General features: G+C 71.3%; 15 protein-coding genes. 2 read left to right on the top strand and 13 right to left on the bottom strand.

The features are described from left to right. From OHT76_RS21555 to OHT76_RS21535, 5 genes are all read right to left on the bottom strand, one after another. Positions 1–1,860 carry a copper resistance CopC/CopD family protein gene (locus tag OHT76_RS21555; protein WP_328872482.1) on the bottom strand — a complete coding sequence of 620 codons (1,860 nt, stop codon included), beginning with the start codon at positions 1,858–1,860 and terminating at the stop codon, positions 1–3. A gap of 14 nt (positions 1,861–1,874) precedes the next feature. Beyond that, complete coding sequence (locus OHT76_RS21550; RefSeq protein ID WP_328872481.1) at positions 1,875–2,330, bottom strand: copper chaperone PCu(A)C; 456 nt, start codon at positions 2,328–2,330, stop codon at positions 1,875–1,877. After that, positions 2,327–2,977, bottom strand: a complete 651-nt coding sequence (locus OHT76_RS21545; protein WP_328872480.1) for an SCO family protein — start codon at positions 2,975–2,977, stop codon at positions 2,327–2,329. Before OHT76_RS21545 ends, OHT76_RS21550 begins: the two co-directional genes overlap by 4 nt. A 68-nt stretch (positions 2,978–3,045) precedes the next feature. Then, a complete protein-coding gene (locus OHT76_RS21540; protein ID WP_328872479.1) occupies positions 3,046–3,801 on the bottom strand; it encodes a YcnI family copper-binding membrane protein in 756 nt (251 codons plus the stop codon). A 143-nt stretch (positions 3,802–3,944) separates the two neighbouring features. Next, positions 3,945–4,730 (bottom strand): hypothetical protein, encoded by a 786-nt coding sequence (locus OHT76_RS21535; RefSeq protein WP_328872478.1) that lies wholly within the window; start codon positions 4,728–4,730, stop codon positions 3,945–3,947. A gap of 224 nt (positions 4,731–4,954) precedes the next feature. Between OHT76_RS21535 and OHT76_RS21530 the strand changes: the two genes are divergently transcribed. Both OHT76_RS21530 and OHT76_RS21525 read left to right on the top strand, forming a co-directional pair. Beyond that, positions 4,955–5,407 (top strand): ATP-binding protein, encoded by a 453-nt coding sequence (locus OHT76_RS21530; RefSeq protein ID WP_328872477.1) that lies wholly within the window; start codon positions 4,955–4,957, stop codon positions 5,405–5,407. Between the two features lie 285 nt (positions 5,408–5,692). Then, a complete protein-coding gene (locus OHT76_RS21525) occupies positions 5,693–6,622 on the top strand; it encodes a helix-turn-helix transcriptional regulator (RefSeq protein ID WP_328872476.1) in 930 nt (309 codons plus the stop codon). Here OHT76_RS21525 and OHT76_RS21520 read toward each other — a convergent pair. From OHT76_RS21520 to OHT76_RS21485, 8 genes are all read right to left on the bottom strand, one after another. After that, positions 6,589–6,990, bottom strand: a complete 402-nt coding sequence (locus OHT76_RS21520) for a nuclear transport factor 2 family protein (protein WP_328872475.1) — start codon at positions 6,988–6,990, stop codon at positions 6,589–6,591. The genes OHT76_RS21525 and OHT76_RS21520 overlap by 34 nt on opposite strands. Further along, positions 6,987–8,504, bottom strand: coding sequence for an FAD-dependent monooxygenase (locus tag OHT76_RS21515; RefSeq protein WP_328872474.1), 1,518 nt, complete (start codon positions 8,502–8,504; stop codon positions 6,987–6,989). The genes OHT76_RS21520 and OHT76_RS21515 overlap by 4 nt, the downstream gene beginning before the upstream one ends. Next, positions 8,501–10,063, bottom strand: a complete 1,563-nt coding sequence (locus OHT76_RS21510) for an MFS transporter (RefSeq protein WP_328872473.1) — start codon at positions 10,061–10,063, stop codon at positions 8,501–8,503. The genes OHT76_RS21515 and OHT76_RS21510 overlap by 4 nt, the downstream gene beginning before the upstream one ends. A 33-nt stretch (positions 10,064–10,096) precedes the next feature. Then, complete coding sequence (locus OHT76_RS21505; protein ID WP_328872472.1) at positions 10,097–11,356, bottom strand: MFS transporter; 1,260 nt, start codon at positions 11,354–11,356, stop codon at positions 10,097–10,099. An 86-nt stretch (positions 11,357–11,442) separates the two neighbouring features. Next, positions 11,443–12,378, bottom strand: coding sequence for an NADP-dependent oxidoreductase (locus OHT76_RS21500; protein WP_328872471.1), 936 nt, complete (start codon positions 12,376–12,378; stop codon positions 11,443–11,445). Next, the gene (locus OHT76_RS21495; protein ID WP_315882991.1) at positions 12,375–12,614 is read right to left on the bottom strand and encodes an acyl carrier protein; all 240 of its coding nucleotides are present in this window, start codon (positions 12,612–12,614) and stop codon (positions 12,375–12,377) included. The genes OHT76_RS21500 and OHT76_RS21495 overlap by 4 nt, the downstream gene beginning before the upstream one ends. 90 nt (positions 12,615–12,704) lie before the next feature. After that, positions 12,705–13,736, bottom strand: coding sequence for a beta-ketoacyl-ACP synthase III (locus OHT76_RS21490; RefSeq protein ID WP_328872470.1), 1,032 nt, complete (start codon positions 13,734–13,736; stop codon positions 12,705–12,707). Then, entirely contained in the window at positions 13,733–14,446 is a 714-nt protein-coding gene (locus OHT76_RS21485; protein WP_328872469.1) for an AAA family ATPase, read from the bottom strand. The genes OHT76_RS21490 and OHT76_RS21485 overlap by 4 nt, the downstream gene beginning before the upstream one ends. Between the last annotated feature and the right edge of the window lie 8 nt (positions 14,447–14,454).

Below are 14,454 nucleotides of genomic sequence, written 5' to 3'. Positions count from 1 at the left end.
TCAGCCGATCTGCGCGTTCTTGGAGACGGTCGTCTGGTCGATGTCGGAGGTCCGTACGGTCACGGCGATCTTCCAGTCGCCGGCCATGGGGATCTGCACTCCGTTGGCCGACCAGTGTCCGGTGGTGATGTGGTCCGGGACGACGGGCAGCGGCCCGATGTCCTGGGTTTCGAGGGTGAAGGCGACCTTCACCTCGGGGACGTCGAAGGCCCGCCCGTTGGGCCGGGTGGCGTAGACGTGCATCTCGTTGCCGCCCACGCGCGCGGGGTCGAGTTCGAGCCGTACGACGCCCTTGCCGTCCTCGCCGCCGGTGTCGAAGGACATGTCCAGGGTCAGCGCCCCGGAGGCGTCGGTGGACGGCGTGGAGGAGGACGCGGTGGCCTTGGCGGCGTCCTGTTCCGTACGGCCCGGTTCGGTGGACGTCAGGGCGGTGGTGACCGCCAGCAGTACGAGGGCGACCCCGGCCTCGGCGAGCACCGAGCGGCGCAGTCCGAAGCGGTTCGGGTCGGCGTCCCGCAGCCGCTTCTGCCGGGCCGTGTCCATGGCGGCCTGCTGCCGGGCGAGTTGGGCGGCCCGCTTGGGGTCACCGGACGCGGTCGCCGCGACGGTCTGCTTCCGGGGCTTGACCGCCACCGTCTCCGCCAGCCGTGCCGTCCACCGCCGCGAGATCCAGGCGACGCCGACGAGCAGCGCCACCAGGCCGATCTTGATGAGCAGCAGCTGCCCGTAGCGGGTCTCGGTGAACGCCGACCAGGAGCCGACCTGACGCCAGGACTGGTAGATCCCGGTCACCACGAGCGCGACCACGCTGCCGAACGCGAGCGCCGAGAACCGGCGTACGGCCGTGCCGTCCACCGGGGTCTCGGGCGAGCGGTACAGGGCGACGAGCAGGGCGGTGAGTCCGCCGAGCCAGGCGGCGACGGCGAGCAGGTGGACCACGTCGACCGGCATCGCGATGCCGGGCTGCAGGCCGGTGGAGGCGTGCTCGGACATGGCCCAGCTCGCCGCGAGCCCGGCCGCGACGACGGTCCCGCCGATCGCGAGCCCGAAGGTCAGGTCCCGCTTCTCCTGGTCCTCGCGCTTGTCGTAGGCCCCGAAGAGAACGGCGATGAACAGGGCCGCCGCGGCGAGCAGCAGGAGCCGGGAGACCAGGGCCGCGCCGGTCTTGGTCTGCAGGACGTCGCCGAGGAGGTTCAGGTCGAAGATGTCGCCGACCTTGCCGGAGCCGGTGTAGGAGCCGCGCATGAGGAGCAGCGCGAGGGTCGCCGCGGTGAGCGCGAGCCAGCCGGAGACGACGAGCCGCTGCACGGCCCGCACCCCGGAGCCGCGCTGCCAGCAGGCGAGCACGAAGGCGGCGCCGCCGACCATGACGACGAAGCCCGCGTAGGAGACATAGCGCCCGAAGCCGTAGAGCACGCCGACGACCCCGCCGCCCGCCGTCTGGTCGGAGACGGACACGGAGGTCGCCGAGGGGGCGCCGATGGAGAAGGTGAAGGCACCGGCGACCGGATGGCTGTCGGCCGAGACGACCTGGTAGGAGACGGTGTAGGTGCCGTCCGCCAGGCCGCTGTTGAGCGGCACGGCGTACGTCGTGCCGCTGACGCCCGCCGGTTTGCCGGTGTCGACGCGCTTGCCGTCGGGGGCGAGGACGCGCAGGGAGTCGCCGGACATGGCGACCTGTTCGGAGAAGGTGAGCGAGACCCGGTCCGGGGCCTGTTCGACCACCGCCCCCTGCTGGGGGTCGCTGCCGGTCAGCGCGGCATGCGCGGAGACCGGTCCGGCACCGGCGAGGAGCAGCCCGGCCGCTGCCACCAGCAGCAGTACCAGGCTCCTCAGGCGAGGGGCGATGGTCGGGGTCAAAAGGGGTCCCTCCCTCAGTGTCCGGTCGCGGGGGTGTACGTGGCCGGCTTCACCGGCATCTCGACCGTGACGGGGTCGGCCTCGGCGAAGTGCAGCACCACGGACACCGTGTCGCCCTGCTTCGGCTTGCGCTTCAGCTTCTCGAACATCAGGTGGTTTCCGCCGCTCTTGAAGGCGACCTGTCCGTCGGCGGGCACGGCGAGGTTCTTGACCTCCCGCATCGCGGAGTCGACGGTCTCGTGGACGGTGACGGCGCCCGCGATGTCGCTGGTGACGGAGGTCAGTTCGTCCTCGGTGCCGCCGCCGTTCTCGATCGTCAGGAAGCCCGCCGCCATGGAGTCGGAGACCGGCTGCGGCATGTAGGCGCCGCTGACGGAGAGTTCGGGGCCCGAGTCGCCGTCGTCCGAGCCGCAGCCGGCCAACAGCACGCCGACGGCCGTCACCGCGGCAGCGATGCCGGGACGCCTCACGGGTTCTCCCCCTTGATCAGCTCGGGGAGGTCCTTGGTGTAGTCGTCGACGGTGGCGTCCTCGCCGTAGAGCACATAGCCGCCGTCGGTCTTCGGCGAGAAGGCGATGACCTGGGTGCCGTGCGTGGAGACCATCTTGCCCTTCTCCTTGTGCGGCGGCTCGATGCTGATGCCGAGGGTGCGGGCGCCGGCCTGGATGGTGTCGAAGTCGCCGGTCAGGCCGACGACCTGGGAGTCGATGCCCTTGAGCCACTTGCCGAGCGCGGACGCGGTGTCGCGCTCGGGGTCGGTGGTGACGAACACGACGCGCAGCTCGTCCTGTTCGGCCTTGGGCAGCTGCTTCTTGGCGACGGCGATGTTGTTCATCGTCAGCGGGCAGATGTCGGGGCAGTTGGTGTAGCCGAAGTAGATCAGCGTCGGCTTGCCCGCGGTCTCCTTGCGGAAGTCGTACGACTTGCCGTTGGTGTCGGTGAGGACCAGGTCCGGCTTCTCGAAGGGCTGGTCGAGGACGGTCGCGGCCTTCTCGGAGCCGGCCTCCTCGGAGACCACGGTGACGGGAGACGCGTCGTCGTCACCGCTGCCGCAGGCGGACAGGGTCAGGGTGGCAGCGGCGAGCAGCGCGGCCGCCGCGAACTTCTTGGTGCGCATGGCGAAATTTCCCGGAGGTGAAGGGCTGGGGCGCGCGCCGGGCGGTACGGCCCGGCGCGCGCCCAGGACTAGGCGTTGGTACGCCGACGGCCGGCGAGCACGCCGTAGGCCACGCCGATCGCGCCGACGACGATGCCCACGACGCCCAGGACGCGGGCGGTGGTGTCGCTGCTGTCGGAGTCGGCGTCGTCGGCGGTGGTGGTCGCGGCGGCCTGGGAGGCGTCGTCGGACGGCTCCTCGCTCGCCTCCTCGCTCGACTCCGAGCCGTGCGAGTGGCCGTCCTCGGAGGCCTCGGACAGGGTCAGCACCGGAGCGGGCTTCTCCGGCTCCTCCTGGCCCTCCTGCTGGACCTCGATCCAGCGGGCGACCTCGCCGTCGTCGTACGTCTGGACCGCCTTGAAGACCAGTTCGTCGGCGTCCTCGGGCAGGGCGCCCATGGAGACCGGGAACTTCTGGAAGAAGCCGGGCTCGACGCCCTTGCCGGTCGCGGTCCAGGTGATCTTGCTGACGGCCTCGTTGATCTCCTGGCCGTGCAGCTCGATCGGCTTGTCGAGCTCGGCCTTGGTGACCTTCGCGGTCCAGCCGGCGATCGGCTCGGGCATGGCGGACGCGAGCGGGGTGTCCATGGGGAAGCTGACCTCCAGCTTCACGGTGGACGCCTTGTCGCTCTCGTTCGGGACCCGGAAGTCCACGACCGCGTAACCGCCCTTGGCGGCCTCGCCCTCGGGCTGCACGGTGACATGCGCGAAGGCGGGTGCGGACAGCGCGAGTACGGCCGTACCGGCGAGGGCGCAGGCGGCGGCGATACGGGAAGAGGTCTTCATGCGGGAGCACTCCACGGTGAGTGAGATTCGGTTGTTCCGGTGGTGAAGAGGGGCGCATGCGTTCTGTGGTGGCATGCGCGGGCCGCGCGACGGCGGCCCCTACCGGAATCCGAGGTGGATCTCCCAGTGGTGGTCGCGTCGCGTCAGGCAGCGAGCACGAGTGCGGGTGCGGCGGCGGGCGGGCCGCGCCGGATCACCGTGTGCTGAAGGGCGGTGGTGTGCGGCCGCGGGGGCGCGAGGGCCGCGGTGCGCGGCAGGCGCGGGCCGGGTTCGGGCATGCGCGGCAGTCCGGCGCGGACCAGGGCGAGGGCCGCGCGCAGCGACCGTACGAGCGCGCCTTCGGTGACCGAGGCCGACAGTTCGACCAGTCGCCCGAGGGCCAGGTCACCGCGGCGCAGCAGCCAGCCGGCGGCCACGGCCGCCAGCAGGTGGGCCAGCAGCATCGGCAGCGACGGCAGCAGCGACGCGGACTCGGTGACGGACTCCGCCTCGTGGTGCGGGTGGGCGGAGGCGGGCCGGAGCCGGGCCTCGGTGAGGATCTTGTGGGCCTGGGCGGGGCTGATGGCCGCCGCCGTGGTCCCGCAGACGAGCCGCGCGGCCTGCGCGACGAGCGAGGCGTCGGCGGCGGTGGCGCTCGTGGTGGCCGTGGCCCCGTGCTGGCCGAGACCGAACAGGGTGTGCAGCACGGTCTGTCCGAGCGCGAGCAGCGCCGCGATGCCGGGCAGCGAGCGCTCGCGTCCGGCGAGCGGTACGGCGACCGCGAGGACCGCGAGGAATCCCGCCCCCAGCGTCCACAGCGGGATGGCGGCGCAGGAGCCGAGTGCGTGTCCGCCCGCGGCCAGCACGACACAGACCGCGGCGAACACCGCGGCCCGCAGGATCCGGACATCGCGTCCGGCGCGCGCCGTGCGCTGGTGGGGGGCACTCATGGCGGCCCAATCATCGCACTGGCCTTACGGCGCCCATACGGCAGGTCCACAAGATGACCTAAGGGCCGGAAGATCCCCCTCTGGTGTGAACCGGCCCCACATACACCGTCGGCGGCTGTAGGCGCATCGCCCATATGGGCGGTATCACGTCAACGATGTGCTTACACCCGGGCGCGCGCGGCAATACGTAACGGTATGTCGAGCCGCGGCCGGGAGGCTGGAGCATGAGCATCTGGTGGTCACTCCATTTGCGGCGGGAAGCTGCGAGCGTGCCGCTCGCACGGAGGCTGTTGCTCGGCACCATGGAGAGCGCGGGCGTGGACCCGGATGTGTCGTACGACCTCTCCATCGCGCTCAGCGAGGCCTGTGCGAACGCCGTGGAGCACGGCGGGGACACCGCCCTCGACGGCGGCTCGCAGGCCTACCGTGTCACCGCCTACCTGGACGGCGAGACCTGCCGGATCGAGGTCGCCGACTCCGGCCCCGGCTTCGGCGGTACGAACCGGGGCTCGCGTCCGATGTCCATGGAGGCCGAGGACGGCCGGGGGCTGTATCTGATCCAGGAGCTCGCCGATCATGTCCACATCGGCAACAAACCGGGGCAGGGCGGCGCGGTGGTGAGCTTCGACAAGATCCTCAAGTGGCGGAAGGACGCCTCGCCTTTGCTGGCGGTGTAGTTGCCCTGCCGCACCAATTCCGAAAGCGGCACCGGGGTATTTGAACGGCGAATCAGAAAATCCCGCGCGCTTTCTGGCGGTAACCCTTCGGTGGCCGAAAGTGGAGGTCTGAAATCCGCCTTTATCGGCGTCCAGAATCAGCCACACGGCAAACTCGAAGTTTTCTCGAAGCTCCCTCAGGACCTGCTGTTCTACGACTCGTTGGCCCCGGGCTGGCGGTTTCAAGCCATCCTTGACGAACCTTTTGCTTGACTGGTTATTGCCCTTCGTACAGCCTCGTGATTCATGACGATAGGTCGCCGAAAGCGTCAACTTGAAGAGTTGTCTCACTTTCTACGGACCCGGCGAATGCGACTGTCCCCGGCGGAAGTCGGGCTCAGCGCGTCGGGTCGCCGGCGTACTCCCGGACTGCGCAGGGAGGAAGTCGCCGTCCTCGCCGGGGTCGGCACGTCCTGGTACACGTGGCTGGAACAAGGAAGGGACATCAACGTCTCGGAATCGGTGCTCGGCGCGATCAGCGGAGCGCTACGGCTCAACCCCGCCGAGGAGATCTACCTGCACCGGCTCGCAGGCCTGAAGACGCCGGACGTCGACCAGCGGCCCGACAGCGGCCCCGCCGATCCCGAGCGTCTCGCGGAGATCGTGAACCACTGGTTCCCCAACCCGGCGCTGGTGCGGGACCGCTCCTGGAACATCCTGGCCGCCAACTCGGCCGTACCGGAGTTCCTGGGCTTCGGGGGACCCGGTGGGAACATCCTGGTGGAGTTCTTCACCGACGAGACCTGCCGCCGCCGTTACGCACACGCCGACGCGCTCGCCCGCAGCACGGTCGCCCGCTACCGCGCGGACGTGGCCGACTGCTTCGGCCGCCCCGAGGTCGAGCGCATCCTCGACGAGCTCACCGACAGGAGCCCGGAGTTCGCCCGGTTGTGGGGCAGCCATGAAGTGCTGGAACCGTCCAGAAGCCGTACCAAGGAGATCAGCCACGACACCGTCGGAGCGCTCAGCTTCGATGTGCACGAATGGGAACTCGCGGCCGACCACGAGGTCCAGCTGGTCCTGCACATGCCGACAGTGCAGGAAACGCGGGACAAACTGGACACCTTCTTCGCCGCGGCCGGTCCGGACGATCCGGACCGGCCGGGCGAGGACGGTGAGCCAGCAGGAGGGGCCGACGACGATCAGCTGCCGTCGAAGGCCATCGCCGCCGCGTAGGAGTCCTCGAAGGTCTGATAACGCTGGATGAGGCCGTCGCGGACCGTGATCCGGATCGCGAAGGGGCCCGAGAACGACTTGCCGGTCGAGATCACCTTGTGGGTGAATTCCCCGAGGACGAAGGCGTCCTCACCGTCCACGGCGATGCGCTCGACATCGAAGCTCTGGGTGTCCACCGCGGCCACGAACCGCTGGAAATAGCCCTCCACCTCATGGCGGCCGACGAGGTGCCCCGTCCACGGGACGACGGGGGCGCCCGCCACCACCAGGTCCGCTTCCTCCGCGAACAGCTCCGGCAGCCCGGGCAGATCGCCCACGCCGAACCGGCCGAAGAACTCCTGGACGATCTCTGTGGTGTTCTGCGTCATGCGCTGTGTCCTTCCCTGGTGAGATGGCCGGCCGGGGCCAGCGTGGCCAGATGGCCGTGGATGCGGTCGAGTTCGGGGGTGGTGTCCTGGGCGGCGACATAGTGGTCCGGGCGGACCAGGACGGCCGAGAAACGCCGGCCCGGCGCCGAGCGGACCGTCACCAGATCGCCGTACGTCTCCGCCAGCTCGGCCAGCCGGGGCGGGCGGGGGCCGGTGACGAGGAGCGTGTAGCGGTCGACGGGGAGCGACTCGCGCAGGGCGGCGTCCGTGATCAGATGGCCGTTGCGCAGGCGGGGGCGGCGCAGCCGGCCGCCCTGCTCCTCGTCGACGGCCGGTCCCGCCGGGTAGTGGTTGGTCAGACCGGCAAGCCACGGCGAGTAGAACCGGTCGAAGACGCCGGAGCGTTCGGCGAGCCGGGCGGAGACATCGCGCAGCGCGATCTGCCAGCGCTTGGCGAGCATCCACGCCTTCGTCTGCACCTCGGCCTGCTTCACCACACCTTCGGCGACCGCGGCGCGCTCGCTGCCGTAGCTGTCCAGCAGCCCCGGCGCGGCCGCGCCGCGGTGCACCAGCGCCAGCTTCCAGGCGAGGTTGTGGGCGTCGGTCACCCCGGTGTTCAGGCCCTGGCCGCCCGCGGGGCTGTGGATGTGCGCGGCGTCGCCCGCGAGGAAGACGCGTCCGGCGCGGAACCGCTCGGCGTGCCGGGCGTGGATGCTGAACGTGGTCTGCCAGGAGACGTCGTACAGCTTCAGGCCGCCGGGGCCCCGTTTGTCGACGAAGTCCTGGAGGACCTCCTCGGTGAGGTCCTCGGGGCGCATGCCGGGCGGGCCCGCGGTGAAGACGCGGAAGCGGCCGTTGTAGAGCGGGACCAGGACCATGATCCCGTTCTTGGTGCAGTAGTAGTGCACGGCGTCGCGCTGGAGGTCCCCGTCGATCTCGGTGTCGGCGAGGATGAAGACGTTCGGGTACGTGGCGCCCTTGAACTCGATGCCCAGCGACTTGCGGACGGTGCTGCTCGCTCCGTCGCCGCCGATGACGTAGGCGAACTCCTCGGTGGTCTCGGTGCCGTCCGGGGCGCGCAGAGTGGCGAGGACCCCGTCCGGGTCCTGGCTCAGCCGGGTCAGCTCGGTGCGCCACTCGATCTTGCCGCCGGCCTCGGTGAAGGCCTCGTGCAGCAGTTCCTCGACGTCCGGCTGGATGATCACCATGGGGCGGGTGCGGTCGCCGAAGACGATGTCGCAGATCGGGTCGGTGCCGGAGTTGTAGCGGAAGGAGTGCACCGGCAGACCGTGCTGGTCGATGTACGCGGCGGCGCCGAGCCCGCGGAACACCTCCAGGGTGCGCGGCCACACCATCAGCGCCTTGGTCAGCGGGCTGGGCCCGTCCGTCCTGTCGACCAGGCGCACCGGGGTGCCCCGGCGGGCCAGTTCGGCCGCGGCGGTCAGGCCCACCGGGCCCGCGCCGACGACCAGCACCGCCCTGTCATCGGGGGTGCTCCTGTCGGGTGTGCTCATGAGGTCTCTCCCATCGTGATCGGTTCCCGGGTGTCGCGATCGGCGGCGGCGGTGGCCTTCCCGGCCGGGGCGGGGCGCAGCATCCGCATGATCAGCGGGGCGCCCAGCGCGCATACGGCGGCGAGCAGCCACAGCACGGTGTGCAGGGCGTCGGTGTAGGCGCCGGAGACGAACGCCGTGAAGTCCGCCCGCTGTTCGGCGGGCACCTGATCCGCCGCGGCACTGATCTCGCCCTGCACGACCCGGTTGGCGAGGTCGTCGACGCTGCCCTCCCAGCCGTGCAGATTGCGCTGCGTGAGGCTGACCAGCACCGAGCCCATCCCGGCGATGGCGACGGCCTCGCCCGTCAGCCGCATGGTGTTGAAGAGTCCGGCCGCCATGCCCGCCCGGCTCGCGTCCACGGAGCCGATCGCGGCGCCGTCGAGCAGACCGAAGGAGATGCCGACGCCGGTGCCGATGACGAGCAGCGGCCCGACGAGGACGGCGGTGGTGGAGTGCTGGTCGAGGACGGTGAGCCAGGCCGCGCCGCCGGCCACCAGCAGCAGGCTGACCCCGAGCAGCACCGAGGTGCTGACCTTGCGGGCGAGCACCCCGCTGATCACGGGCAGGGCCAGCACCGGGCCGCTGAGCAGCAGCATGGTCAGACCGGCGCGCGATGAGCTCATGCCGTTCACGCCGATGAAGAAGGACGGCAGGAAGACCAGCAGACACACGAACCCGAACGCCAGCAGCACCGGCATCAGACTGATCGCGGCGAACTTGGGCTCGCGCAGCAGCGACAGCTCCAGCATCGGCCGCGCCCGCCGCTTCTCGATCCGCACGAACGACACCATCAGTACGACGGCCAGCACCGCGAGCGCCAGCACCACCGGGTGCGCCCAGCCGAGCTGCGGCCCCTCGACCAGGGCGAGGGTGAAGGCGAACAGGGCGCCGCTGAACGTGGTCGCCCCGGCGTAGTCCACGCCGGAGGCCTCCGGGTCGCGGGACTCGGCCAGCGCCGGGCGCAGCAGCAGTACGGCGGCGGCCACGGCGGCGTGGGCGAGGAACACCGAGCGCCAGCCCCAGGCTCCGACGAGCAGCCCGGACAGGGAGGGGCCGAGGGCGAGACCGAGCCCGAAGGAGGAGCCGAGGAGGCCGAACGCCTTTGCCCGGGCGGGGCCTTCGTAGGCCTGGGCGAGCAGTGCGGTCGCCGCGGTGAGCACCATCGCCGCGCCGACGCCCGCGGCACCGCGCAGCACGTCGATCAGCACGACCTCGGAGACCAGTGCCGAACCGGCCGTGCACAGCACGAAGACGACGAGCCCGAGCGTGAACATCCGGCGCCGGCCGACCAGATCGGCGAGTGATCCCGCGACCAGCATCACGCTGGCGAAGGTGAGGTTGTAGGCGTTGACGACCCACTGCACGGTCACCAGCGAGGCGTCCAGATCACTGCCGAGGTCGGGCAGGGCGACGGAGGTTCCGGTCAGGGAGGCGGGGAGCAGTCCGCAGGAGACGCAGACCGCGAGGAGGGTGAGAACGGGACGGGACCGTGAGGCACCCGTCGGACGAGTGGACACGAGAACTCCAGAGTTCGTATGTGGAGGGATTCGCTACGGCCGTGGGGTGCGCGCTTGTTCGACGGCCCACAGCACCAGCACGAGTGCGGCCAGGCCGCCCCCGGCAGCGCACACTCCGGCCCACCCGGCGGCGGAGTGCACGACACCCGAGAGCGCCGAACCCGCCGCACCGCCCAGGAAGTAGGCGGACATGTAGGCCATCGTGATCCGGCTGCGGGCCTCGGGACGCAGCCGGTAGAGCACACCGAGGTTGGTCACCTGGGCGCCCTGCACACCGAAGTCGAGCAGCAGCACACCGAGCACCAGGCACACCAGGAGGTGGCCGCCGTCGAGGGCGAGCAGCCCCCAGGCGGCCAGGTTCGCGACGTACAGCAGGGTCGAGGCCAGCCGGTCGCGGCCGCGGTCCACCAGCGGCCCCATGAACCGCGCGGCCAGCGCCCCAGCCGCCCCGAGCAGCCCGAACGCGCCGATCAGGGCTTCGCCGTACGCGTACGGAGGCTCGGCGAGCAGGAAGGCCGCCGAGGTCCAGAAGACGCTGAAGGAGGCGAAGGTGAGGAAGCCGTACAGGCAGCGCAGCCTGAGCAGCGGTTCCTGGGCGACCACCGACGCGACCGAGCGCAGCAGGGTGAAGTAGCCGAGCCGCTCGGCCGGTTCGAGGTCGGGCAGCAGCCGCCACAGCAGTGCCGCGAGCACCAGCATCCCGACCGCGGCGACCGCGAACACCGAGCGCCAGCTGCCGGTCCACTGTGCCAGCAGGCCCGCGCCGGTGCGGGCGAGGAGCACGCCGAGGAGGACCCCGCTGAGCATCCGGCCGGTGACCCGGCCGCGCTGCTCGGGCCGGGCGAGGGCGGCGGCGAACGCCACCAGCAGCGGGGCGCCCACCGCCGTCACCGCCATCAGCCCGGACAGCACGATCAGCGCGGTGACCGTGGGCGCGGCGGCCGAGGCGGCCTGCCCCACCGCGGTCACCAGCAGCAGCGCCACCAGCAGCCGGCGCCGGTTCACCGTGTCGCCGAGCGGCACCAGCAGGGCGAGGCCCACGGTGTACCCGGCGGTGGAGGCCGTGACCACCAGCGCCGCGGCGGTGCTGCCCACACCGAACGCCGAGGCGATCGAGGTGAGCAGCGGATGCGCGTAATAGATGTTGGCCACGGCCATCCCGGCGGCCACGGCGAACACCGTGACCAGCCGGTCGGGCAGACCGCCCGCCGGGCGCATCGCCTCGGCGCGGGCCTTGGTACGGGCTCCCCCGGAGGGGGCGCCCCCATCGCCGCCGCTCGACTCGATTGCCATGTGCCGTTCCTTCCGGCCGACCTGAACCGCCGGACTGGGCCTGGCTACGCGGCGTCCGGCCGAGCTGTTCGCGGCGATGGGCGACGTCATGGGATCAGCACGATCTTTCCGGTGGTGCGGTTGGACTCGCCGTACTCGTGCGCCTTCGCGGCGTCGGCCAGCTTGAACACCTGGTCCACGCGCACCTTCAGCCGGCCCGCCTCGACCAGCGCGGCGAGCGCTTCGAGCCCTGTGTGGTCGGGCTCGACCAGGAAGCCCGTCACGCGTACGCCCAAACTGGCGGCGTGGGTGGCGAGTTCGGGGCTGACGTGTCCGATCACGGTGATCAGCAGTCCGCCCGGGCGCAGGGTGCGGAGCAGTTCGAAGCTGTGCTCCCCGCCGAGCAGATCGAGGACGACGTCCTGTCCGGTGACCGTGTGGTGCAGCGGGCCAGCCGTGTAGTCGACCGGGTGGTCCACGCCGACCTCGCGCAGGAAGTCGTGCTTCTCGGCGCGGGCCGTGCCGGTGACCTCGGCTCCGTGGGCCCGGGCGATCTGGGCGGCCAGGTGGCCGACGCCGCCCGCCGTCGCGGTGACGAGTACCTTGTCGCCCCGCCGGATCCGCGCGGTCTCCACCAGCGTTTGCCAGCCGGTGAGCCCCGCCAGCGGCAGCGCGGCCGCCTCCTCGAAGCTCAGCCCCACCGGTTTGCGGGCGAACTGCCGGGCGGGCGCGGTCACATACTCGGCGTACGCGCCGCCCGGGCGAGGGAAGCCGATGAGGCCGAACACCTCGTCGCCGGGCTCGAACCGGGTCACCCGGGGCCCGGACTCCACGACGCCGGCGACGTCCCAGCCCTGCACGAACGGCGGGGCGCCGAGCGCTCCGGGCGGGAAGACGCCCGCGCGGATCTTCCAGTCGACGGGGTTGACGCTCGCCGCCTCGACGCGGACCAGCACCTCGGTGGGCAGTGGCGTGGGGCGGTCGACCTCGGTCAGGCGCAGCACGTCCGGGGCGCCGGCCCCGGTGGTCACGACGGCTTTCACCGGCCGCTCCGCTCGTCGAGGTAGGCCGCCCACTCGGACAGCTTCTGGCCGAGGACGAGGTCGCCCTCCGGCACCTCGATGCCGTACTCGCGCTGGATGAACAGGGCGATCTCGATCAGGGTGAGCGAGTCCAGTGAGAGGTCCTCCAGGGTGCGCTCCGGGTCGATCTCCTCGATGGGGATCTCGGCCTTCTCGGCTATGAACGCGACCAGTCCGGGATATGCCGTGACAGGCATCTCGTACTCCCTCCTCGGAGCCGGGCTCCGGGGCTTGCGTGGATCGGTGAGGCGGGGGTGAGGTGTGCGGTGTGCGGGCGCCGGGCTGGATCAGGCCGCGGCGGAGTGGGGCATGCCGGTGTACTGGAGGCCGTCGGGCCAGGTCAGAGTGATCGCGCCCCAGGTCGTACCGGCGCCGAAGGCGGTCAGGAGCACCTTGTCCCCGGCCCGCAGCCGCCCTTCGCCGTGCGCGTCGTCCAGGGCCAGCGGAATCGAGGCCGCGGCCGTGTTCCCGGTGTGGCCGATGTTCACGTAGGCCCGCTCCTGGCCGATGCCGAGCTGTTCGGCTACGGCGTGCAGGATGCGGACGTTGGCCTGGTGGCCGACGAGGAGGTCCACATCGGCGGTGGACCAGCCGGTGCGCTCGAGGACGGTGCGGGAGGCCTCGGTCATCCGCAGCACCGCGTTCTTGAACACCTCGCCGCCGCGCATGGTGAGGTACTGGTCCTCGCGCAGCGCCGCGCTGTGGTGACTGCGCTGCCGGGAGCCGCCGGCCGCCACCCGGATCAGGTCGGACTGCAGCCCGTCACTGGCGAGTTCGGTACGGTGCAGAGCGCCCGGTTCGTCGGCCCGTCCCGCGCGCAGCACTACGGCTCCGGCGCCGTCCGCGAAGATCGGCGCGGTGTTGCGGTCGTAGGGGTCGACGATGGTGGTGAAGGCGTCGGCGCCGACCACCAGGACGCTGTCCGCCACCGAGGAGGCGATCAGACCGGCGCCGGTGGCCAGGGCGTACAGGAACCCCGAGCACACGGCTCCGACGTCGAAGGCGGGCACGGTGCCGAGCCCGAGCCCCGCGGCGACGGTCGGACCGGTCGCCGGGCACGGGTGGTCCGGAGTGGCGGTGGCGAGCACCACGGCCCCGACATCCGGTTCGCCCGCCGAGTCCAGGGCCCGCCGTCCGGCCTCGATGGCGAGGTCGCTGGTGGCGGTGCCGGGGTCGACGATCCGCCGCTCGGCGATACCGGTCCGGGTGCGGATCCACTCGTCGGAGGTGTCCATCCGGGCGGTCAGATCGTGGTTGGTCACCACCCGGGGCGGCAGTGCGGAGCCGAGGCCCGCGAGAACGGCGGTCCGTGCGGTCATCGCACGATCACCGACGCCCGGTCGGACTCGGTGCGCATGTCGAGGGCCTCGTACTCGGCCTGGGCCTTGGCGATGGCCTCCTCCGGCGACATCAGCGCCGGCAGGTCGAACAGCCGGGCGATCTCCACCAGCCGCTCCTCGACGGTGCCGCCCACCACGTGTGCGGGGATGCCGAGTTCGGCCGCGACCTCCAGCAGCCGCTCGTCGGCCATGGAACGGAACCGCTCGTTGACCGGGCGGTGCCCGTCGGCGGCCAGCGCCAGTTCGTTGGGCAGATGCACGAAGACGTCGTACGTCTGCTTCACATGCTGCTTGAAGGCGATGCCCAGTTGCTCCATGACCGCGTCGAACACCCGGATGTCCGCGGTGCGTTCGACACTCTCCAGCTCGCTGAGGTGCACGGAGTCATTGGGGTTGATGCCGACGACGACGCGCACCGCGCCGTAGATCCACTCCTGCAGCGAGGAGCCGTCGGAGATGAACGAGCCCTTGAAGCGGCTCTCGTGGACGGCCCGGTCCACATGGCGGCGCACGATCAGCTGGACCAGCTCGGCCGCGGTGCACTGCTCCAGGGTCTTGCCGGGCACGGCCTCGGGCAGCAGCTCCCGCATGGTGCGGGCACGGGTGCGCGGAATTCCCACGTAATGCGCGAGGGCGTACGAGGTGAGGGTCTTTCCGGAGGAATACGTGCCGGATATGGCGATACGCATGACAGGCT

Origin of the sequence: Streptomyces sp. NBC_00287 (assembly GCF_036173105.1) — a bacterium.
GTDB lineage: Bacteria > Actinomycetota > Actinomycetes > Streptomycetales > Streptomycetaceae > Streptomyces.
This window is presented reverse-complemented; position numbering and strand designations above follow the sequence as displayed.